This is a genomic window from Propioniciclava sp., from assembly GCF_036744435.1.
Lineage (GTDB): Bacteria > Actinomycetota > Actinomycetes > Propionibacteriales > Propionibacteriaceae > Propioniciclava.
On sequence record NZ_DAIOIA010000010.1, the window covers coordinates 1 to 20,102 of the forward strand.

18 protein-coding genes and 2 tRNA genes are annotated in these 20,102 nt (G+C 68.7%); 15 read left to right on the forward strand and 5 right to left on the reverse strand.

Annotation, left to right across the window (positions count from 1 at the left end; genetic code table 11):
• Positions 1 to 197 precede the first annotated feature (197 nt).
• The 3 genes from V7E09_RS02445 (at position 198) to ilvC (ending at position 3,592) form a co-directional block, all read left to right on the forward strand.
• Complete coding sequence (locus V7E09_RS02445) at positions 198 to 1,943, forward strand: acetolactate synthase large subunit (RefSeq protein WP_442956828.1); 1,746 nt, start codon at positions 198 to 200, stop codon at positions 1,941 to 1,943.
• Positions 1,940 to 2,473 carry an acetolactate synthase small subunit gene (gene ilvN / locus V7E09_RS02450; protein ID WP_324510178.1) on the forward strand — a complete coding sequence of 178 codons (534 nt, stop codon included), beginning with the start codon at positions 1,940 to 1,942 and terminating at the stop codon, positions 2,471 to 2,473. Before V7E09_RS02445 ends, ilvN begins: the two co-directional genes overlap by 4 nt.
• A 90-nt stretch (positions 2,474 to 2,563) precedes the next feature.
• Positions 2,564 to 3,592, forward strand: a complete 1,029-nt coding sequence (gene ilvC, locus V7E09_RS02455) for a ketol-acid reductoisomerase (RefSeq protein WP_324510177.1) — start codon at positions 2,564 to 2,566, stop codon at positions 3,590 to 3,592.
• 151 nt (positions 3,593 to 3,743) lie between these two features.
• Here the strand turns inward: ilvC and V7E09_RS02460 are convergent, their stop codons facing one another.
• Complete coding sequence (locus V7E09_RS02460; protein WP_324510176.1) at positions 3,744 to 4,487, reverse strand: transglycosylase family protein; 744 nt, start codon at positions 4,485 to 4,487, stop codon at positions 3,744 to 3,746.
• 169 nt (positions 4,488 to 4,656) lie between these two features.
• Between V7E09_RS02460 and V7E09_RS02465 the strand changes: the two genes are divergently transcribed.
• A complete protein-coding gene (locus V7E09_RS02465) occupies positions 4,657 to 7,059 on the forward strand; it encodes an HAD-IC family P-type ATPase (RefSeq protein ID WP_324510175.1) in 2,403 nt (800 codons plus the stop codon).
• Between the two features lie 40 nt (positions 7,060 to 7,099).
• On the opposite strand, the gene V7E09_RS02470 is transcribed toward V7E09_RS02465, so the two are convergent.
• Positions 7,100 to 8,173: a 3-isopropylmalate dehydrogenase gene (locus tag V7E09_RS02470; protein ID WP_324510174.1), complete on the reverse strand. Its 1,074-nt coding sequence runs from the start codon at positions 8,171 to 8,173 to the stop codon at positions 7,100 to 7,102.
• Between the two features lie 124 nt (positions 8,174 to 8,297).
• Here V7E09_RS02470 and V7E09_RS02475 point away from each other — a divergent pair, with 124 nt between their 5' ends.
• From V7E09_RS02475 to V7E09_RS02485, 3 genes are read left to right on the forward strand one after another with little or no spacing between them, the layout of a single operon-like run.
• Positions 8,298 to 9,383: a branched-chain amino acid aminotransferase gene (locus V7E09_RS02475; RefSeq protein ID WP_324510173.1), complete on the forward strand. Its 1,086-nt coding sequence runs from the start codon at positions 8,298 to 8,300 to the stop codon at positions 9,381 to 9,383.
• 9 nt (positions 9,384 to 9,392) lie between these two features.
• On the forward strand, positions 9,393 to 9,923 hold the full coding sequence (locus V7E09_RS02480) for a hypothetical protein (RefSeq protein ID WP_324510172.1): 531 nt from the start codon (positions 9,393 to 9,395) through the stop codon (positions 9,921 to 9,923).
• Positions 9,920 to 10,906 (forward strand): N-acetylmuramoyl-L-alanine amidase, encoded by a 987-nt coding sequence (locus V7E09_RS02485; RefSeq protein ID WP_324510171.1) that lies wholly within the window; start codon positions 9,920 to 9,922, stop codon positions 10,904 to 10,906. The genes V7E09_RS02480 and V7E09_RS02485 overlap by 4 nt, the downstream gene beginning before the upstream one ends.
• Here the strand turns inward: V7E09_RS02485 and V7E09_RS02490 are convergent.
• Together V7E09_RS02490 and tpx are read right to left on the reverse strand one after the other, a co-directional pair.
• On the reverse strand, positions 10,820 to 11,869 hold the full coding sequence (locus V7E09_RS02490; protein WP_324510170.1) for a hypothetical protein: 1,050 nt from the start codon (positions 11,867 to 11,869) through the stop codon (positions 10,820 to 10,822). The genes V7E09_RS02485 and V7E09_RS02490 overlap by 87 nt on opposite strands.
• 66 nt (positions 11,870 to 11,935) lie before the next feature.
• Positions 11,936 to 12,433, reverse strand: a complete 498-nt coding sequence (gene tpx, locus V7E09_RS02495) for a thiol peroxidase (RefSeq protein WP_324510169.1) — start codon at positions 12,431 to 12,433, stop codon at positions 11,936 to 11,938.
• A gap of 163 nt (positions 12,434 to 12,596) precedes the next feature.
• Here tpx and cimA point away from each other — a divergent pair, with 163 nt between their 5' ends.
• From cimA to V7E09_RS02525, 6 genes are all read left to right on the forward strand, one after another.
• Positions 12,597 to 14,201 (forward strand): citramalate synthase, encoded by a 1,605-nt coding sequence (cimA, locus tag V7E09_RS02500; RefSeq protein WP_324522969.1) that lies wholly within the window; start codon positions 12,597 to 12,599, stop codon positions 14,199 to 14,201.
• A gap of 9 nt (positions 14,202 to 14,210) precedes the next feature.
• The gene (locus V7E09_RS02505) at positions 14,211 to 14,873 is read left to right on the forward strand and encodes a DUF1707 SHOCT-like domain-containing protein (protein ID WP_324510167.1); all 663 of its coding nucleotides are present in this window, start codon (positions 14,211 to 14,213) and stop codon (positions 14,871 to 14,873) included.
• Positions 14,874 to 14,937: 64 nt separating this feature from the next.
• A complete protein-coding gene (locus V7E09_RS02510; RefSeq protein ID WP_324510166.1) occupies positions 14,938 to 15,753 on the forward strand; it encodes a fumarylacetoacetate hydrolase family protein in 816 nt (271 codons plus the stop codon).
• Positions 15,750 to 16,784, forward strand: coding sequence for a CPBP family intramembrane glutamic endopeptidase (locus V7E09_RS02515; RefSeq protein WP_324510165.1), 1,035 nt, complete (start codon positions 15,750 to 15,752; stop codon positions 16,782 to 16,784). Before V7E09_RS02510 ends, V7E09_RS02515 begins: the two co-directional genes overlap by 4 nt.
• Positions 16,785 to 16,896: 112 nt before the next feature.
• Positions 16,897 to 16,968: transfer RNA gene (locus V7E09_RS02520), tRNA-Gln, on the forward strand.
• A 68-nt stretch (positions 16,969 to 17,036) separates the two neighbouring features.
• A tRNA-Glu gene (locus tag V7E09_RS02525) sits at positions 17,037 to 17,112 on the forward strand.
• 58 nt (positions 17,113 to 17,170) lie between these two features.
• Here the strand turns inward: V7E09_RS02525 and V7E09_RS02530 are convergent.
• Positions 17,171 to 17,896 (reverse strand): IclR family transcriptional regulator, encoded by a 726-nt coding sequence (locus tag V7E09_RS02530; protein WP_324510164.1) that lies wholly within the window; start codon positions 17,894 to 17,896, stop codon positions 17,171 to 17,173.
• Between the two features lie 102 nt (positions 17,897 to 17,998).
• On the opposite strand from V7E09_RS02530, the gene leuC reads away from it, so the two are divergent.
• Positions 17,999 to 19,405: a 3-isopropylmalate dehydratase large subunit gene (leuC, locus tag V7E09_RS02535; protein WP_324510163.1), complete on the forward strand. Its 1,407-nt coding sequence runs from the start codon at positions 17,999 to 18,001 to the stop codon at positions 19,403 to 19,405.
• Between the two features lie 2 nt (positions 19,406 to 19,407).
• Positions 19,408 to 20,013, forward strand: coding sequence for a 3-isopropylmalate dehydratase small subunit (leuD, locus tag V7E09_RS02540; RefSeq protein ID WP_324510162.1), 606 nt, complete (start codon positions 19,408 to 19,410; stop codon positions 20,011 to 20,013).
• Positions 20,014 to 20,102: the final 89 nt, after the last annotated feature.

Sequence of the window (20,102 nt, forward strand, 5' to 3'; positions counted from 1 at the left end):
GGACGTCCGGGGTTCGGATGCCCGGTCGAGCGGCGCTATGCTCGGCCTCGTGCATATGTCGGCTCTCGTAGTTCGCAAGCGCGTCGCCTGACGGCAACGTCTACGACGCGCTCCCTCGTACGCCTTCTCGGCGACGGGGGTTTTTCTTTGCAATGAGGCAACCGAGCACACCGAACCGATCAGAGGGGATGATCACGATGACGCAAGAGCAGCAGTCCAAGATCCTGACCGGCGCGCAGGCGCTGGTGGAGTCGATGGAGAGGCTCGGGGTCGAGGTCGTATTCGGCATTCCCGGCGGCGCGATCCTTCCGGCCTACGACCCGCTCGGCCAAAGCGAGCTGATCCAGCACATCCTGGTGCGGCACGAACAGGGCGCGGCTCACGCCGCCGAGGGGTACGCGATGACCACCGGACGCGTCGGCGTCTGCATGGCTACCTCCGGGCCGGGGGCCACCAACCTGGTGACCGGCATCGCCGACGCCTACCTGGACTCGGTGCCGATCGTGGCGATCACGGGTCAGGTCGCCTCCGCGGCGATTGGCACGGATGCGTTCCAGGAAGCCGACATCCGGGGCATCACGTTCCCGATCACGAAGCACTCCTTCCTGGTGACCCGCCCCGAGGACATCCCGGCCGCGGTCAAGGCGGCGTTCCACATCGCCAGCACGGGGCGTCCTGGACCGGTGCTGGTCGACATCTCCAAGGACGCGCTGGCGTCCTCGGCCCCGTTCGAGTGGCCGGCCGAGATCGACCTGCCCGGCTACAAGCCGACCGTGCGGCCGCACGCACGTCAGATCCGGGAGGCGGCACGTCTGATTCGTGAAGCCCAGCGCCCCGTCCTGTACGTGGGCGGCGGCGTCGTCAAGGCGGAGGCCTATGAGGTCCTCGCGGAACTGGTGAAGCTCACCGGCATTCCCGTCGTCACGACGCTGATGGCCCGCGGGGCGTTCCCCGACAGCGACCCCCTCCACATGGGTATGCCCGGCATGCACGGAACGGTGTCGGCCGTGGCGGCGATGCAGCGCGCCGACCTGCTGGTGACCCTCGGAGCCCGGTTCGATGATCGGGTGACCGGACGCCTGGACAGCTTCGCGCCCGATGCCACGATCATCCACGCCGACATCGATCCGGCGGAGATCGGGAAGAACCGCAACGCGGACGTCCCGATCGTGGGCGACGTCAAGCTGGTGATCGAGTCGCTGAACGGGGTGCTGCGCGGCGAAGACATGGCGGACCGGTCCGCCTGGGTGAGCTACCTCCAAGGCCTCAAGCAACGCTACGCCCCCCACCCGGAGCCCACCAAGGACGGGCAACTCAGCCCGGAGTACGTCATTCAGCGGCTCGGGCAGCTCGTGGGCGACGCCTACTACGTGGCCGGGGTGGGGCAGCATCAGATGTGGGCTGCCCACTTGCTGCCCTTCGAGAAGCCCGGACGTTGGCTCAACAGTGGCGGCGCCGGAACCATGGGCTACTGCGTCCCCGCCGCCATGGGAGCCCAGGTGGGCGTGCCGGGGCAGACCGTGTGGGGGATCGATGGCGACGGCTGCTTCCAGATGACGAATCAGGAACTCGTCACCTGCACGCTGAACAACATCCCCATCAAGATCGCCGTGATCAACAACGAGAGCCTGGGCATGGTCCGCCAGTGGCAGACCCTGTTCTATGAGGGGCGCTACTCCAACACCGACCTGAAGAGTCGTCGGGTCCCCGACTTCCCGATGCTCGCCGAGGCCATGGGGGCCGTCGGGTTGCGCGCGGAGACCGTCGAGGAGGTCGATGACGTCATCGCGAAGGCGATGGAGATCAACGACCGACCCGTGGTCGTGGAGTTCCTCGTCCACAAGGACGCCATGGTGTGGCCGATGGTGCCCGCCGGCACGAGCAACGATGACATTCTGATCGCCAGGGACCTGGCGCCGAAGTGGGAGGAAGAGATCCTGTGAAGACCCATACCCTCAGCGTCCTGGTCGAGAACAAGCCCGGCGTCCTCGCCCGCATCTCCGGGCTGTTCGCCCGCCGCGGTTACAACATCGAGTCGCTGGCCGTCGGCCCGACCGAGCGTCCCGAACTGAGCCGGATCACCGTCCAGGTCGCCGCCAACGCCCCCGCCGTTCTCGAACAGATCACCAAGCAGCTGAACAAGCTCGTCGAGGTGATCAAGATCGTCGAGCTTGAGGACACGGCCGTGCGCCGCGAGATGATCTTGATCAAGCTGAAGGCCGATCCGGTCGCCCGCAGCCAGATCATCGACATCGTTCAGTTGTTCCGCGGCAAGACCGTCGACGTGCACAACGACTCGATGGTCATCGAAGCCACCGGCAGCCCCGACAAGCTGGAGGCGTTGCTGGAGATGCTGCGCCCCTACGGCGTCCGGGAGTTGGTGCAGTCGGGCCTGGTGGCCATGGCGCGTGGCTCGAAGTCACTGACCGATCGTTCGACCCGGGGGGAGCGGCTGAAGCCGTCCGCCTACTGACCGCGGGGCGCGCGGTGCGAACCGACGCCCCATGCTGGGTGGTAAGCCACCCGTACAGACCCATCAACAATGGAAAGAAGAGTTCCCGCTATGGCAGAGATGTTCTACGACGACAACGCCGACCTGTCGATCATCCAGGGCCGCAAGGTCGCGGTTATCGGCTACGGCTCCCAGGGGCACGCGCACGCGATGAACTTGCGCGACTCCGGCGTCGACGTCCGTATCGGGCTCAAGGAGGGCTCCAAGAGCCGCGCCAAGGCCGAGGCCGAGGGCTTCCGGGTGCTGACGGTCGCCGAGGCGTCCGCGGAGGCGGACCTGATCATGGTTCTGGCCCCTGACCAGCATCAGCGATCCATCTACACCGAGTCGATCGAGCCGCACCTGCAGCCCGGCGACGCGCTGTTCTTCGCGCACGGCTTCAATATCCGCTTCGGCTACGTGACGGCCCCGGCCGGTGTTGACGTTGCCATGGTCGCCCCGAAGGGCCCGGGTCACCTGGTCCGCCGTGAGTACGCCGAGGGACGGGGCGTCCCGGTCATCGTCGCGGTCGAGAAGGATGAGACCGGCAACGCCTGGCCGTTGGCGCTGTCGTACGCGAAGGCGATCGGCGGCCTGCGTGCCGGCGGCATCAAGACCACCTTCACCGAGGAGACCGAGACCGACCTGTTCGGTGAGCAGGCCGTCCTGTGTGGGGGCGTGTCCGCGCTGGTCGAGGCGGGCTTCGAGACTCTCGTCGAGGCGGGCTACCAGCCTGAGGTCGCCTACTTCGAGTGCCTGCACGAGCTCAAGCTGATCGTCGACCTGATGTATGAGGGTGGCATCGCCAAGCAGCGGTGGAGCATCTCCGACACCGCGGAGTTCGGCGACTACGTCTCCGGTCCGCGCGTCATCGACGCCCAGGTGAAGCAGAACATGAAGGGCGTGCTGTCCGACATCCAGTCGGGCGCGTTCGCGAAGCGCTTCATCGACGATCAGGACGCTGGTGCACCCGAGTTCAAGGCGTTCCGTGAGCAGGCCGAGAAGCACCCGATCGAGGCGACCGGGCGTGAGTTGCGCAAGCTGATGGCGTGGGTGAAGAGCCACGACGACGATTACGTCGAGGGCACCGCCGCCCGCTGACGCGGCGGTGAGTTCTCAGCGGGGCGCCCGGACCTGGTCCGGGCGCCCCGCTTTCATGTCTTCCCCTGACTGGGCCCGGGATCACCGCCCCGCGACATGCCGCGACGGCGGGGTGCCCCTGGGGACAGCCCGCCGTCGCGCGGTAGTGAACTCAGCCGATGGCCAACTGCTGGCCGACGAAGATGAGGTTCGGGTTGGAGACCTGGTCCTGGTTGAGGCTCCACAGCGAACGCCAGCCGCCATCGACGCCGTGCGCGGCAGCCAGATCGCTCATGGTGTCCCCGGCCTTGACCGTGATGAACCGCTTGCCGGCCGTCGCGGTCGACTTGACCGTGGTGGCGCGCTTGGCGCTCGTGGTGGTGGAGGACGACGTCGCCGCGCTCTTGGTGGAGGCCTTGGCCTTGGTGGTGCTCGTGGTGGAGGCGGTGGACGCCTTCGTCGTGGTCGCCTTCTTGGTGGTCGACTTAGTGGTGGTCGACTTGGTCGAGGACGATGCGGTGGAGCGGGTGGCCTGCTGCGCGGCCGCCTCAGCGGTGCCATCGGAGGAGCCACCGTTGGCCTTGGTCAGGCCCGCCTTCTTCGAGCAGGTGGGCCACGCGCCGGCGCCCTGGCCAGCCAGCACCTTCTTGGCCACCGCGATCTGCTGGGCCTTCGTCGCCTGTGCCGCGGTCGGGGCGTACGCGGTGCCGCCGTAGGCCCGCCAGGTGGAGGAGCTGAACTGGAGGCCGCCGGAGTAGCCGTTGCCCGTGCTGATCGCCCAGTTGCCGCCGGACTCGCATTGGGCGACCGAGTCCCAGACGTCCGCGTGTGCCGGGGCCGCCAAGGCGACGGATCCGCCGACGGCGACGGCCGAAGTGGCCATGATCGCGAGCAGACGCTTCGGAGTGTGGTTCATGGTTTTCCTTTCGAGCGGTATCCCCCCGGCGCAGGGCCGACCAGAGGATGTTGCAGCGTCAGCCTAAGCCAAAGTCTGAGAAAAACCAAAGTAACTTCACGGGAGTTTCTCAGGGATGTGGGGTTGGGGTCCCCCAGAGGGCTGGAAGGGGTCTGGCATTCTTGCCTGCGTGCAGGACATCCGAACCCAGGGACTGACCGCGGCAGACGTGGCCGAACGGGTCGCGCGAGGCCAGGTCAACACACTCCCTCCCCGTAGCGGTCGGACGGTCGGGCAGATCGTCCGAGACAACGTCTTCACCCGCATCAACGCCATCCTGGCCGTCTTGCTGGTCGTCGTCTTGACCACGGGATCCTGGATCAATGCGGCCTTCGGGCTGCTGATCATCGCCAACTCGGCCATCGGGATCATCCAGGAGCTCCGCGCGAAACACACGCTCGATTCGCTCGCAGTCGTGGGCGAGGCCCAGCCGCTGGTCCATCGAGCCGACGGCGTCCTGCGGCTTCCCCGAGACCACGTGGTCCTCGACGACCTCATCGAACTGGCCCCCGGTGACCAGTTGGTCGTCGACGGCGAGGTCGTCAGCGCCGACCATCTCGAGGTCGACGAAAGCCTGCTCACGGGAGAGGCCGACCCGGAGCCGAAGCAGGTCGGTGACTCCGTCATGTCCGGCAGCTTCGCGGTCGCCGGGGCCGGGCTCTATCGGGCCACCAAGGTCGGCGCCGATGCGTATGCGGCCCAGTTGGCGGCCGAGGCGTCCAAGTTCACCTTGGTCCACTCCGAACTCCAAGGCGGCATCAACAAGATCCTGCGGTTCATCACCTGGCTTCTGATCCCGGTCGGGTTGGCGACGATCGTCGTCCAGCTCACGCTGCCGGGAGTCGCCTGGAACCAGGCCATCCTGGGCATGGCCGGGGCCCTGGTCCCGATGGTGCCCGAGGGGTTGGTGCTCATCACGTCCATGGCATTCGCGCTCGGGGTGATCCGGCTCGGCCGCCAGAAGGTGCTGGTGCAGGAGCTTGCCGCCATCGAAGGGCTCGCCCGCGTCGACGTGGTCTGCGCCGACAAGACCGGGACCCTCACCGAACAGGGGATGCGCTGCCAGCGCATCCTCCCGATCGCCGACCTTGCTGAACCTGAGGTGCGCGACGTCCTGGCGAACCTCACCGCTGCCGACCCGCATCCCAACGCCTCCCTTGTGGCGATAGCCGAGGCGGTCGGGACGCCGGAACGTCCCTGGACGCCGACGCAGCGGGCACCGTTCACGTCGGCCAAGAAGTGGTCGGGGGCTCGGTTCGGGGACCGGGAGGGCTGGGTGCTCGGTGCTCCGGACGTCCTGGCGGATGGCCCGGTGGCAGCCCAGGCCGAGGAGTTGGCCTCCGGGGGGCTGCGGGTGCTGCTCGTCGGCCGCTCGGACGACATCGCCACCGAGTCGGCACCGGGGCACGTCGACCCCGTCGCCTTGGTGGTCCTCGAGCAGCGGGTCCGCCCCGACGCGCGTGCCACGCTGGAGTACTTTCACGACCAAGACGTGACCGTGAAGGTCATCTCAGGAGACAACGCCCGCTCGGTGGGGGCCGTGACATCGGCTCTGGGGGTCAGCACTGGGGAGCCGGTGGACGCCCGCACCCTGGACACCCCGGCCAGACTCAGCGAGGCCGTCGCGGAGCACAACGTCTTCGGCCGCGTCACCCCCGACCAGAAGCGCGCCATGGTCGGGGCACTGCAGCAGCAGGGCCACACGGTCGCCATGACCGGCGATGGGGTCAACGACGTGCTGGCCCTCAAGGACGCCGACCTCGGAGTCGCCATGGGGTCGGGCGCGCCCGCGACTCGGGCCGTCGCCAAGATCGTGCTGCTCGACGACCGGTTCGCCACCCTGCCCGCCGTGGTGGGGGAGGGGCGTCGGGTCCTGGGCAACATCGAGCGCGTCGCGAACCTCTTCCTCACCAAGACGATCTACTCCGCGATCCTGGCCCTTCTCGTGGTGCTGTGGCGGCTTCCGTTCCCCTTCCTGCCGATCCACGTGACCATCACCGGGTGGTTCACGATCGGGATCCCGGCATTCCTGCTGTCGTTGGCCCCCAACAACGAACGTGCGCGGCCCGGGTTCGTGCAGCGGGTCATGCGCCTAGGGCTACCTGCCGGCAGCATCGTCGCCGTGACGACGTTCGTCACCTATCTGATCCTGCGGAACGGGAACCAACTCGGTGATGCGGTCTCCCTGCAGGTCTCCACGGCCACGCTGGCGTGCCTCATCGTGGGGGCCACCTGGGTGCTCTCGGTCGTGGCTCGCCCTTATCGCTGGAGTCGTGTCGCCCTCGTCGCGGCCGCCTATGGTGCGTATGCGGCGATCTTCGTCCTCCCCGTCACCGCGCACCTCTTCCGGCTCGACATCTCGAACGGGCCGATGATGCAGACCGGCGTGCTGATGGGCCTGCTCAGTGCGGGACTCGTCGAGGCCGCCTGGTGGATCCGGGCGAGGATCTTCGGCGTTCCGGCGATCCTGTGGGCTCCTCGCGGTGAGGACGCCGAGGAGGCCGTCGTGACGAGACGTCACGCCGAGCGCTGAGCCTCGGCCCTCGGCGCGCAGGGACCTGGCGCCGCGGTGCTCAGCCGGCCACCCGTGCCGCGATGGCGTCCCCCACCTGCGACGTGCTGCGAGCTGCGGTGCCACGGCTGGCGACGTCGGCGTCCACGGCCTGCTCGATCGCCACGGCTTCGGTGTGCCGCCCGAGGTGGTCCAGCAGCAGCGCCATCGAGGAGATGGTCGCGGTGGGGTCGGCGATACCCTGGCCGGCGATGTCGGGGGCCGAACCGTGAACCGGCTCGAACATGGAGGGGAACGCTCCGGTGGGGTTGATGTTGGCCGAGGCGGCCAGCCCGATCCCGCCGGTGACGGCCGCAGCCAGGTCGGTGATGATGTCGCCGAAGAGGTTGTCGGTGACGATGACGTCGAAGCGCTGCGGATCCTGCACCAGCATGATCATCGTGGCGTCCACGTGCAGGTAGTCGGTGGTCACCTCGGGGTACTCCGAAGCCACCGCGGTGAAGACCCGGTTCCACAGCCCGCCCGCGTTGACCAGGACGTTGTGCTTGTGCACCAGCGTGATCTTCTTGCGGCGGCGCATGGCACGCTCGAATGCGTCGCGCACCACACGCTCCACCCCACGGGCGGTGTTCACCGATACCTCGTTGGCCACCTCCGCGGCCGTGCCGCGGGCGAGTGAGCCGCCCACCCCGGCGTAGAGACCCTCGGTTCCCTCCCGGACCACGGTGAAGTCGATCGGGCCACGCGCAACGATGGCGTCGGACAGCGGCGTCACGACCCCCGGGTACAGCTTGGAGGGACGAAGATTGACGTAATGGTCGAAGGCGAAGCGGAGCTTCAGCAGGAGGCCGCGCTCCAGCAGGCCCGACGGGATGGCCTTGCTGCCGGGCGCCGCGCCGACGGCGCCGAGGATGATGGCGTCCACGCCGGCCAGTTCGGTCAGCACGCTCTCGGGGAGCACCTCGCCGGTCCGCTGCCAGCGTTCGGCGCCGAGGTCGTAGGGGACGTAACTGAAAGCGTCCGCACCAACCGCCGCGTCGAGCACCTTCAAGCCCTCGGCGACGACCTCGGGGCCGATGCCGTCCCCCCCGATCACGGCGATGGTGGGGCGTGCGGCGGCAGCGGTGTCGGTCATGGACGCAGCCTAGGGAGGCGGGCCCACGGTGGACGAATCCGTCTCGCCTCTCGGGCCCCAGGATGCGGGATCGCACGGTGGTCGGACGCCCACACCGAGCGGTCCGGGCGATACTGTGATGGGCATGTCCGTGACGTTCGAGATTTCGCCCAACCCGTCGCCCCGCACCGATGCGGAGGTGGCTGACCTCATCAAGGATCCGGGTTTCGGCCAGTACTTCACCGACCACATGGCGCAGATCACGTGGACGAAGGGGCAAGGGTGGCACTCCGCCAAGATCGTGCCCTACGGCCCGCTGTCGCTGGATCCCTCCGCGGCCGTCTTGCACTACGGTCAGGAGATCTTCGAGGGCATGAAGGCCTACCGGCACGAGGACGACTCGGTGTGGCTGTTCCGCCCCGAGCGCAACGCGCAACGGTTCCAGACCTCCGCAGCGCGGCTGATGCTGCCCGAACTGCCGGTCGATCTCTTCGTGGCCGCGGTCCGTGAGTTGGTCACGATCGATGCTCGTTACGTCCCCGAGGCGCAGGGGGAGCACAGCCTCTACCTGCGACCCTTCATGTTCGCCTCGGAGGCATTCCTCGGGGTGCGGGCGGCCGAGGAGGTCACGTTCTACGTGATCGCCTCCCCGGTCGGGCCGTACTTCGCCCAGGGAGTCACCGGCGTGGACATCTGGGTCACTGACCGCTGGGCGCGTGCCGGCGTGGGTGGCACCGGGGCGGCCAAGTGCGGCGGCAACTACGCCGCCAGCCTGATCGCCCAGTACGAGGGCTACGAGCATGGCTGCAACCAGGTCATGTTCATCGAAGCCTCCGAGAAGGACCGCGTGGAAGAACTCGGCGGGATGAACGTCTTCCTGATCAGCGCGCAGGGTGAACTGGTCACCCCTGCCTTGACCGGCACCATCCTGGACGGCATCACGCGCGACTCGATCCTCGCGGTGGGGGCTTCGCTCGGGCTCACGCCCGAGCAGCGTCGGTTGTCGGCGTCGGAGGTCTTCTCCGGTATCGCCGATGGCACGTTCGTGGAGGCGTTCTGCTGCGGCACCGCCGCGGTGATCAGCCCGATTTCGGGGTTCGTGACCGAACAGGGAGAGTACCGGCCCAGCGGCCAGGGCTTCACCCAGACGCTGAGCATCCGCGACGCTGTGCTCGATGTGCAGTACGGCCGTACCCCCGACGTGTACGGCTGGCTGCAGCGCGTCGTCTAGATTGGTGTGGTGACCTATTCCAACCCCGTGCAGCCGCGCGGCAACGCGTGGCTGGGCGCCGCCTTGGGCGTCGTGGCCGGACTGGTGATTCTGGGGCTGGCCTGGTTCGCCCTGGGCGGCCCCGCCTCGGCACAGCCCGTGCCGTCCCCCTCCGTGGCAGGGACGCCGACGCCGACGCGCTCCTCGGCAGCGGCCACCCCGACGGCGACCGCCAGCGCCACGCCCACGGGTTCCGCCAGCGCGGATGTCCCCGGCATCGTGCGGGAGTTGGCCGCCGGTAGCTGGGTGACGGTGCTGGACTCGCTGCCACAGCAGGGCACCACACCGCAGGCCGCCCTGGCCCGCGCCGCCGCCCTGAGTCGCGACGGCTTCACCGCTTCCCCAGTCGACACCAACGCCATCGCTGGCCTCAACCCTGGGTTCTACGCGATCGCGGTGACGGGTCTCGGCTCGCAGGCCGACGCCTACGCCGTCTGCGACCAGATGGGAGTGCCCCGCGGCGCCCGCTGCTATCCGCGGGAGATCCAAGGCGCACGGTGAGTGTGCACCGGCGGCACCTGCTGGTCGCAGGTGCGATGCTTCCGCTCGCCGTCTGGACGGCTCCGCCGGTCGGCGCGGCTCCGGCGCTCCCGGTCATCCGGCCGCGCAGCGCCTGGGCTAAGGGGCTGATGCCCACCGGCACCCTCATGGCGGAGACGGACGTCAGGTTCCTCCTCATCCACCACACTGAGACCCCCAACACCGACGCGCCGGACGACACCGCCCAGCGTCTGCGGAGCATCTTCTCGTTTCACACCGGACGCCAGCGCGGCTGGCCCGACGTGGCCTACAACTTCTTCGTCGACCGGCATGGGGTGATCTGGGAGGGTCGCCAGGGCAGCATCGCGGGACCGGTCCGGGGCGATGCCACCGGCGGCTCGCAGGGCTTTGCCGAACTGGCCTGCTTCGTAGGGGACTTCACCGCCGAGACTCCCACGGAAGAGGCGTTGACCTCCATGTCTGCACTGCTCGCCTGGCTGGCCGCCCGCAACGGCCTCGACCTGACGACGCCCGCGACGTTCGTCTCGCGCGGCTCGAATCGCTGGCGCGCGGGCGCCCAGGTCACCACCGACCAGATAGCCGGGCACCGAGACATGTCGCGAACCGCCTGTCCCGGCGACGCGTTGTACCCGCTGCTGGCCGCACGTCTCCAGCCCGCGGCGGTTCGCCTGCTGCACGGAACGTCGCCGGCGACGGCGAGTCCTGAAGCTGATGCCACGGCGTCGGCGCCCCCCGCGCCCAGCCCGACCCCGACGTCGCCTCCGGTCGCCTCGGAGGTCCCAGCACCGACGGAGGCGATCCAGTGGGCGGGTGCTGCCCTCGCCGTCGCCGGGGCAGCAGGCGTCGCCCTCGCGAGCCACGAGATCCCTGGCGAGCCCGATGAGCGGGGAGTGGCGTCAGCCCAAGAGCAGGAAAGCCAAGACGATGCTGCCGAGCACGACGGTGAGCAGCAGCCCGATGACGAACCCGCGCAAGGTCGCTGAACCGCCCGGGCCCTCCTCTGCCACAGGTGCCAGCCGCGCCTCGGGCGTCGGTGCAGGTGCCCATGCCGGGCGCTGCGTCGGTGCCGGCAGGTAGTCGGTCAGATCGGGGAGCACCTGGGTGCGCTCGGGGATCGGGGCGGGCTCCCGGAACAGTTCGAACGGCGCTGCGGCTCCCCAGGGTGCCACCGGCTGTTCCCGCTGCACGGGTATCTCCTGGGTGGCTTCCTGCGCCGGATCGCCCCCAGGCCAGGGGACAGGGACCGTGCGGGTGGGCTCGGCGTCCACGTCGGGTGGGGTGAACGGCTGGGTGGCATCCAGGTCCACGGCGGATGGCTCGGGTAGCCGGGGGATCGGGCCAGTCTCCTCGACCGGTGCCGGGCTGACCGGTTGAATGGCCCGGACAGGTATGGCCGCGATCGGCGCCGCCTGGGCGGTCGGAAGGTCGCGGGTCGGGATCACGGTGGTCGGCAGTGACTCCTCGATCGCCACCGGAGCCTCGCGGAGCACCGTGGCGGGGGCGGGCCCGGGGACCGCCTGGAAGTGGCTGACCAACGTGGGCAGCAAAGCCTGGCTCCGGACCGGCGGAATCAGGAAGGTGAGCCGTGAGGCCAACCCGACGCTGAAGCGCACCCAGGACTCGCCCCCCAGGTGAACGGTGCTGTAGGTGGCTGGAGTACCTGCGGTGACGGAAACTGTCGCGTGCTGGTCGACGCCCGAGGCATCGCGCCACACCAGCCCCGCCGACTCAGGCTGCAGCACCAGTGCGCCATAGTCGATACGCTCACCGGCCACGCCGACCGGGATGACGTAGGAGATGGCTTGTCGCTCGTCGATGATCTTCGTGAACCGGGACGCCCCACCGGTCAGCACCTGCCGAGACAACGCCGCGAAACGCTCGTCGAAAGGCGCGAGATCGAGAGCCGTCACCGCGGCACGGCTGATCCGATCAGCGAGGTCGGGCATGGCTAGGCGCTCCCTTCGTCACCGCCAGCATAGTGGCGCTGGCGGTGACGACGGATCGCGGTCGTCTCAGGCCAGGGCCGCGACAGCCGCGTCGTAGTCCGGCTCGGTGGTGATCTCGGGAACCACCTCGGTGTAGAGCACCGACCCGTCGGAGTCGACCACGACGACGGAGCGGGCGTTCAGCCCGGCCAGGGGTCCGTCCGTCATGAGGGTGCCGTAGTCGCTCGGGAATGAGGAACGGAATGTCGAGCCGGTGGCGACGTTGTCGATCCCTTCCGCCCCGCAGAACCGGCCCAGGGCGAACGGGAGGTCGGCCGAGACACACACGACGGAGGTGTTGTCCAAGGACGCGGCGAGTTCGTTGAAGCGACGCACGCTGGTGGCGCACACGCCGGTGTCGATGCTGGGGAAGATGTTCAGCACGACGCGCTTGCCCGCGAGGTCATGGAGTGCGATGTCCCCCAGGTCGGCGCCGGTGATGGTGAAGTCGGGTGCCTGCTGGCCCACGGTCGGCAGATCGCCCACGGTGTGGACGGGAGTTCCCTTGAATGCAGTCTCAGCCATGCCATGTTTCTAGCACGCGGCCCCCAACGGGGTCGACGATCCCGGTCGAGCCGCCACGACGCGGCGCGCCACAGTGAGAGATTTGCGTCCGGGGACCGAGACGTGGCCATACTTTCGCGATGGGCCAGCCGTGCGCCGGCCGGACGCCTCGACGAAGGAGCCGATGATGGTGCTTCCCGCCATGCCGACCACGTTCCACCTCTACGACACCACGCTGCGCGACGGGGCGCAGCAGGAGGGGCTGCGCCTGTCGGTGAGCGACAAGCTCAGGATCGCGCGGGTCCTCGATGAATGGGGGGTCGGTTTCATCGAGGGGGGCTGGCCAGGCGCCAACCCGACCGACACCGCCTTCTTCGCGGCCGCCGCGGCGGGTGACCTGCCGTTGCGCCACGCGACGCTGGCCGCGTTCGGCTCGACGCGCCGGGTCGGCGGCCGGGCGGAGAGCGACCCGCTGACCCGAGCCCTCCTGGACGCGCGCACCGAGGTGGTGTGCCTGGTCGCCAAGAGCCACGACGAGCACGTTCTCCGGGCGCTGCGCACCGACCTGGCTGAGAACCTGGCCATGATCGCCGATACGGTCGCCTTCCTCACCGCCGAGGGCCGCCGGGTCTTCGTCGACGCCGAGCACTTCTTCGACGGCTACCGCGCCAACCCGTCCTATGCGTTGGAGGTGGTCAAGGTGGCGGCCGACGCGGGAGCGGAGGTGGTCGTCCTGTGTGACACCAACGGCGGCATGCTGCCCTCGCAGATGGGGGAGGTGGTGTCCGCGGCAGCACAGGTCGGAGCCCCACTCGGGATCCACTGCCACAACGACACCGGGTGCGCGGTGGCCAACTCGCTGGCCGCCATCGACGCCGGGGCGATGCACGTGCAGGGCACGATCAATGGCCATGGAGAGCGCACCGGCAACGCGGATCTCATCGCCGTCGCCGCCGACCTCCGGCTGAAGTATGGCTGGCCGGTGCTGCCGGCCGACCAACTGGCACGGTCGACGGCCGTCAGCCACGCCGTGTCGGCGATCACCCATGTGGCACCCAACCCCCGGCAACCGTACGTGGGAGCGTCTGCCTTCGCGCACAAGGCTGGCCTGCACGGGTCGGCCATCAAGGTGGACGCGAACCTGTATCAGCACACGGACCCGCGGCTGGTGGGCAACGACATGCGCATGCTGGTCTCCGATATGGCAGGCCGGGCATCCATCCAGCTCAAGGGCGACCAGTTGGGGTTCGACCTGTCCGATCGGGATCTGGCCGCGCGGATCACCGATGTCGTGAAGCAGCGCGAGATGGAGGGCTACTCCTACGAATCGGCCGATGCGTCGTTCGATCTGTTGCTGCGTCATGAGACGCAGGCGCTGGATCCGGCCTTCGAGGTGCTGCGGTGGCGCGTGCTGACCTCCGACGAGGCGACCGAGGACGGCGACTCCGAGGCGACGGTCAAGGTGCGGGTCCGCGATCAGGTGCTCGCGCGGGTGGGCGAGGGGTTCGGGCCCCTCAACGCGCTCGACCACGCGCTGCGCTCCGCGCTGGAACCCAGCCACGCGGGAGTGGCCGACTTCGAACTGACGGACTACCGCGTCCGCATCCTGGAGACGGGGCACGGCACTGATGCCATCGTCCGGGTACTGATCGATACCACCGACGGCGAGCGCAACTGGACGACGGTCGGCGTCGGCACGAACGTGGTGGAGGCGTCCTGGGAGGCGCTGCACGATGCCTATCTGTGGGGTCTCCTGGCCACGCCGGGGTCTGCGGTGGCCCCTCGGTAGGGTGGGGCCATGACTCACGCCCCCGATGGACAGTTGCGCATCGGCCACGCCGAACGCGACGCCGCTGTGGCGCAATTGCGAGACGCTGCCGCGGAGGGTCGGCTGACTTTGGAAGAGCTGGACGTCCGCATCGGCGTGGCCTTGGCGGCCCGTACGCGGGACGAAGTGCGCGCGCTGTTGGCCGACCTGCTGCCGCAGCAGCAGCTCGAGGCGGCGATCAACCCCGCGGCCTTGCTGGTCTCGGCGAGCGAGCCTGGGTGGAGTTGGCAGGACCCCCTGGTGCTGACGGCCCGGTGGGACGACGTGTTCCGCGGGGGTCCCTGGCCGGTCCCTCCGTTCCTGGAACTCAACCCCGTCGCGGGCAACGTCAAATTGGATTTCGTCGATGCGCGGACGTCGACGCCGATCATCGACGTGAACATCATCGGCGGCGCCGGGGACGCGATCCTGGTCGTCCCGGGCGGGTGGGGGGCTGATGTCTCCCGGATGGACAAGGGGCTCGGCTCGGTGAAGTCGACCGTGGACGCCCGGCCCACCGGGACACTGCCGCTCCTCGTCGTCCGCGGGCGTACGACGCTGGGATCGATCCGGGTGCGTCACCCGAACTGGTGGGACACCAAGCAACGGGAGCGCCGGCTCGGGCGCGGTGGCGGGATCGTGTCGAAGAACTGACCTCGCCGTGCCTCCGCAGCGGTGCCCGGCCATGCTGCACCCCTGGTGTCGGTAGCCTGAGCGCATGCGTATCGCTCGTTTCGTCCACAACGACAGCATCGGGTTCGGCACGGTCGAACTCGCCGAGGATGCCGGGGAACACCCCGATACGGTCCAGGTCCTCAATGGTGACCCCCTGGTGGGGCCGGTGAACTACACCGGTGAGCGGCTCCACCTCGATGACGTCCGCCTCGTCGCTCCCGTGATCCCGCGGAGCAAGATCGTCGCGATCGGCAGGAACTACGCCGCCCACGCCGCCGAGTTCGACCACGAGGTCCCGGCGGTGCCGATGGCGTTCTTCAAGCCGAACACCTCCGTGGTCGGACCGGGCGAGCCGATCGTGTATCCGCCCCAGACCACCGCGGTCGATCACGAGGCCGAACTCGCCATCGTGATCGGGCACATCTGCAAGGACGTTCCCGTCGAACGCGCTGCGGAGGTGATCTTCGGCTACACGGTCGCCAACGACGTCAGCGCGCGCGACCTGCAGGAGTCGGACGGTCAGTGGGCGCGCGCCAAGGGCTTCGACACCTTCTGCCCGCTCGGCCCGTGGATCGTCACCCACCTCAGCATCGACGAGGCCTCCCATCTGGGGGTGCGCGCCGTCGTCCGTCGGGGCGATCAGACGTTCGAGCGTCAGGACTCGACCACGGCGAACATGGTGCACGGCATCGCCGAACTGGTCGCGTTCGTCTCGGCGTTCACAACGCTGCTCCCCGGCGATGTGATCCTCACGGGCACTCCCGAGGGAGTGGGTCGGATCGAGCCCGGCGACGTCGTCGATGTGACGGTCGACGGGATCGGGACGCTGTCCAACCCGGTCGTCGCCGCCCAGGCATGAGCAGCCGTCGTCGCCGTCTCGGCAACCCGGCCACCGCCGCCCAGCAGGCGCGCTCCCCTCAACGGGTCCCCGTGGCACGCACGGAACGCCGGGGGCCGTTTCGCGGACTTCTGGAGCAGTTCGCCACCGAGAAGATCCCGGGTGGGGTGGACTATCCCCACGCACTGCGCACGACCACCGCGAACCCCTTCACGTCGCTGCTTGGTGTGACGCTCGGCTTGTTGTCCTTCATGATCGTGAGCCCGCTGATCGTACGGGGGCTGGCGGGCGCCTACTGGCTCGCCGTGGGGTCACCGGGGGAGTTCTCCGCTACGAACGACGCGCTGGTGGCCTACGAGGTGCCGTTCGGCCTGGTGGTGGGCCACCTGGGGCTGGCCACCCTCATACCGATTTCGTTCGCCCTGGTGCTGTTCGTTCACCGGGTCCGGCCCGGGATTCTCAGCTCGGTGGTCATCGGGTTGCGGTGGCGTTGGCTCGGGATCAGCCTGCTGGTCGCCTTCGCCTCGCTGTGGGCCGTGTTGGCGGTGCAGGGGCTACTGCAGTCCGGTGGCGGGAGCTTCGCCCTGAATCCGCAGTCGGGTGCTGTGTGGTTCCTGCTCGTCATGGTGCTCACCACGCCCCTGCAGGCCGCAGCGGAGGAGTACTTCTTCCGCGGCTACCTGATGCAATCCCTGGGGTCCATGATCATCTCGCCCTGGTTCGGGATCGTGACGTCGGCGGCCGTGTTCACCCTGTTCCACGGTTCCCTGGATCCTGCGCTCATCGCGGACCGGTTCGCCTTTGGTGTGCTCGCCGGCTGGTTGGTGGTGCGCACGGGGGGGCTTGAGGCCGGCATCGCCGCCCATGTCGCCAACAATGTGACGTCGTTCGGCATGGCAGCGCTGACGTCGTCGGTCGCCCAGGTGAAGGGGATCAGCGAGGTGACCTGGATTGCCGCAGGCTGGGACATCGCTCGCTTCGCCCTGTTCACGGTGCTGATCCTGTGGCTGGCCCGTGGCAGGAAGCCGACGGTGCTCACCCCCGGCGCCTGAGCCGTCGGTTGGCCCCGGTTTTGAGCCTGGGCCCGGTGTGCAGTAAGGTCTTACCTCGCTGGCTCAGCCTGGCCAGCCCCGCTCGATCCCCGCAGGATCGAGAGGTGAGTGAAGGGGTATGGGGTAATTGGCAGCCCGCCGGATTCTGATTCCGTCAGTCTAGGTTCGAGTCCTAGTACCCCTGCTGGGAGTGATTCGCCCGAGCTTCGCGGCTCTGGTAGTCTCTCCCGGGCACCGAGATCGGTGCGAGCTGGCCCCGTTGTGTAGCGGCCTAGCACGCCGCCCTCTCAAGGCGGTAGCGCGGGTTCGAATCCCGTCGGGGCTACCAGCTCGAACGGCCTAGCCGGACTCATGTCCAGCTAGGCCGTTCGTCATGGTCTCCTGGCTCAGGAGTCGGCGCCGCTGCGCCGCAGGACCTCGGAGAGACGTTCGGCCGCGGCCATCACGGCCGGTGCGTGGAGGCGTCCGGGCTGGCGGGTGAGGCGCTCGATGGGCCCCGACACGCTCACGGCGGCAATGACCTTGCCGGCAGGGGAGCGCACGGGAGCTGACACGGACGCCACTCCCGCCTCGCGCTCGCCGACCGATTGGGCCCAGCCGCGTCGCCGTACGGTCGACAGCGCCACCGCGGAGAAGGTGGCGTTGGTCAGTCCGCGCTGGATGCGTTCGGGTTCCTCCCAGGCCAGCAGGACCTGGGCTGCCGAACCAGCGTTCATGGTGAGCTGTGTGCCGACCGGGATCGTGTCGCGCAGACCCACTGGACGCTCTGCTGCGGCGGCGCAGATGCGGAAGTCCCCCTGGCGCCGGAACAACTGGGCGGATTCGCCGGTGATGTCACGCAGACGCGCCAGGACGGGCCCGGCGGTGGCCAGCAGACGATCTTCGCCGGCGGCGGCGGCCAGTTCGGTGAGGCGGGGGCCCAGCACGAAACGTCCCTGAAGATCGCGGCTGACGAGGCGATGGTGCTCCAGGGCGACGGCCAGGCGGTGGGCCGTGGGGCGTGCAAGCCCCGTGGCGGACACCAGCCCCGCTAGAGTGGTAGGGCCCTGTTCGAGGGCCGTGAGTACCTGAGCCGCTTTGTCGAGTACGCCGACGCCGGAAGAACTGTCCATACTCTGATATTGCCGTCTCGGAATGTGACACGCAAGTTGTACGATGGAGATCCCACCGCGGGGACTCGCCTGCGGGGATCCTGGGGAGAAGGGAACGTACCGATGGGCCAGACCCTCGCCGACAAAGTTTGGCACGATCACGTAGTGCGGAGCGCTGCGGGAGAGCCGGACCTTCTCTACATCGATCTCCATCTCGTGCACGAGGTCACCAGCCCGCAGGCGTTCGACGGTCTGCGCCTGGCCGGGCGTCCGGTGCGACGCCCCGATCTGACGTTGGCCACCGAGGATCACAACACCCCCACCGAGAACATCCTCCTGCCGATCGCCGACCCGGTCTCGCGGCTGCAGGTCGACACGCTGCGCAAGAACGCGGCCGAGTTCGGCATCCGGATCCATAGCCTCGGCGACAAGGATCAAGGTGTCGTCCACATCATCGGGCCGCAGTTGGGCGTCACGCAGCCGGGCATGACCATCGTGTGCGGGGACTCCCACACCTCCACCCATGGCGCGTTCGGCGCGTTGGCGTTCGGCATCGGCACCTCGGAGGTCGAGCATGTGCTCGCCACGCAGACGCTGAACCAGGCTCCCGCCAAGCGCATGGCGATCAACATCAACGGTGACCTGCCCGAAGGCGTCACCCCCAAGGACGTCGTGCTCGCGCTGATCGCCAAGGTCGGCACCGGCGGCGGCCAGGGCTACATCGTCGAGTACCGGGGCACCACCATCGAGAACATGTCGATGGAGGGCCGCATGACCATCTGCAACATGTCGATCGAATGGGGCGCCAAGGCCGGCATGGTGGCGCCGGACGAAACCACCTACGCCTATCTCAAGGGCCGCCCGCACGCTCCCGAGGGCGCCGACTGGGACGCGGCAGTCGCCTACTGGCGCACCCTGCACACCGACGACGACGCCGTCTTCGATGCCGAAGTGGACATCGATGCGACCACCTTGACGCCGTTCGTCACGTGGGGCACCAACCCCGGCCAGGGCATCGGACTGGGCGAAGTCGTCCCGTCGCCCGGGGACTTCGTCGACCCGGTTGCCCAGTCCGCCGCCGAACGCGCCTTGGAGTACATGGCGCTCACCGCCGGTACCCCCATGAAGGACATCGCCGTGGACACGGTGTTCCTGGGTTCGTGCACCAATGGGCGGATCGAGGATCTGCGACTGGCCGCCGAGGTGATCGCCGGACGGAAGGTCGCCGACGGCGTCCGGATGATGGTGGTGCCCGGCTCGGCGCGCGTCCGGCTGCAGGCGATGGAGGAGGGGCTCGACGAGGTGTTCAAGGCGGCGGGCGCGGAATGGCGTGAGGCCGGCTGCTCGATGTGTCTGGGCATGAACCCCGACCAACTCAAGCCGGGGGAGCGTTCGGCCTCCACGTCGAACCGCAACTTCGAAGGGCGTCAGGGCAAGGGCGGACGCACCCATCTGGTCAGCCCCGCCGTGGCAGCGGCCACCGCCGTCCGCGGCACCTTGAGCGCCCCCGCCGACCTGAAGGAGAACTGAGCATGGACGCGTTCACCACCCACACCGGCATCGGGGTCCCGCTGCGTCGCAGCAACGTCGACACCGACCAGATCATCCCCGCGGTCTACCTCAAGCGTGTCACCCGGTCGGGCTTCGAAGATGGGCTGTTCGCTGCCTGGCGCAAGGATCCGGGGTTCGTCCTCAACGTCGAGCCCTACGCGGCCGGCTCAGTGCTGGTCGCCGGACCCGACTTCGGCACCGGCTCGTCCCGCGAGCACGCCGTGTGGGCGCTGCAGAACTACGGCTTCAAGGTCGTGATCGGGAGCAGGTTCGGGGACATCTTCCGTGGTAACTCGGGCAAGGCAGGGCTGCTGGTCGCCCTCGTGGATCCCGCCGTGGCGGAAACGCTGTGGGACTACCTGGAAGCCGCGCCCGGGGCCGAACTCACCGTGTCGCTGGAGGACAAGACCATCACCGCAGGGGAGGCCCTGTACCCCTTCGCGATCGACGACTACACCCGTCATCGCCTGCTGAACGGCCTGGACGACATCGGGCTGACGCTTCAGCACGAGGACGCCATCGCCGCCTACGAGGCCACGAGGCCGTCCTGGAAGGTCAGGACGATTCCCGCCAAAGTCGCTGGCTGATCTCACAGCCTTGGACCAGGCCGACGTGAAGCATGACGGCGGCCGACGGACGCCCGGCGAGGCCCCCCGACGCTCCAGCGCGGGGGGCC

Bases quoted from the DNA above. Each gene is read 5' to 3' on its own strand.
- V7E09_RS02445 (WP_442956828.1), top strand. From the start codon at position 198: ATGACGCAAGAGCAGCAGTCCAAGATCCTGACCGGCGCGCAGGCGCTG.
- ilvC (WP_324510177.1), top strand. From the start codon at position 2,564: ATGGCAGAGATGTTCTACGACGACAACGCCGACCTGTCGATCATCCAG.
- V7E09_RS02460 (WP_324510176.1), bottom strand. From the start codon at position 4,487: ATGAACCACACTCCGAAGCGTCTGCTCGCGATCATGGCCACTTCGGCC.
- V7E09_RS02470 (WP_324510174.1), bottom strand. From the start codon at position 8,173: ATGACCGACACCGCTGCCGCCGCACGCCCCACCATCGCCGTGATCGGG.
- V7E09_RS02475 (WP_324510173.1), top strand. From the start codon at position 8,298: ATGTCCGTGACGTTCGAGATTTCGCCCAACCCGTCGCCCCGCACCGAT.
- V7E09_RS02490 (WP_324510170.1), bottom strand. From the start codon at position 11,869: ATGCCCGACCTCGCTGATCGGATCAGCCGTGCCGCGGTGACGGCTCTC.
- tpx (WP_324510169.1), bottom strand. From the start codon at position 12,433: ATGGCTGAGACTGCATTCAAGGGAACTCCCGTCCACACCGTGGGCGAT.
- cimA (WP_324522969.1), top strand. From the start codon at position 12,597: ATGATGGTGCTTCCCGCCATGCCGACCACGTTCCACCTCTACGACACC.
- V7E09_RS02505 (WP_324510167.1), top strand. From the start codon at position 14,211: ATGACTCACGCCCCCGATGGACAGTTGCGCATCGGCCACGCCGAACGC.
- V7E09_RS02510 (WP_324510166.1), top strand. From the start codon at position 14,938: ATGCGTATCGCTCGTTTCGTCCACAACGACAGCATCGGGTTCGGCACG.
- V7E09_RS02515 (WP_324510165.1), top strand. From the start codon at position 15,750: ATGAGCAGCCGTCGTCGCCGTCTCGGCAACCCGGCCACCGCCGCCCAG.
- V7E09_RS02530 (WP_324510164.1), bottom strand. From the start codon at position 17,896: ATGGACAGTTCTTCCGGCGTCGGCGTACTCGACAAAGCGGCTCAGGTA.
- leuC (WP_324510163.1), top strand. From the start codon at position 17,999: ATGGGCCAGACCCTCGCCGACAAAGTTTGGCACGATCACGTAGTGCGG.
- leuD (WP_324510162.1), top strand. From the start codon at position 19,408: ATGGACGCGTTCACCACCCACACCGGCATCGGGGTCCCGCTGCGTCGC.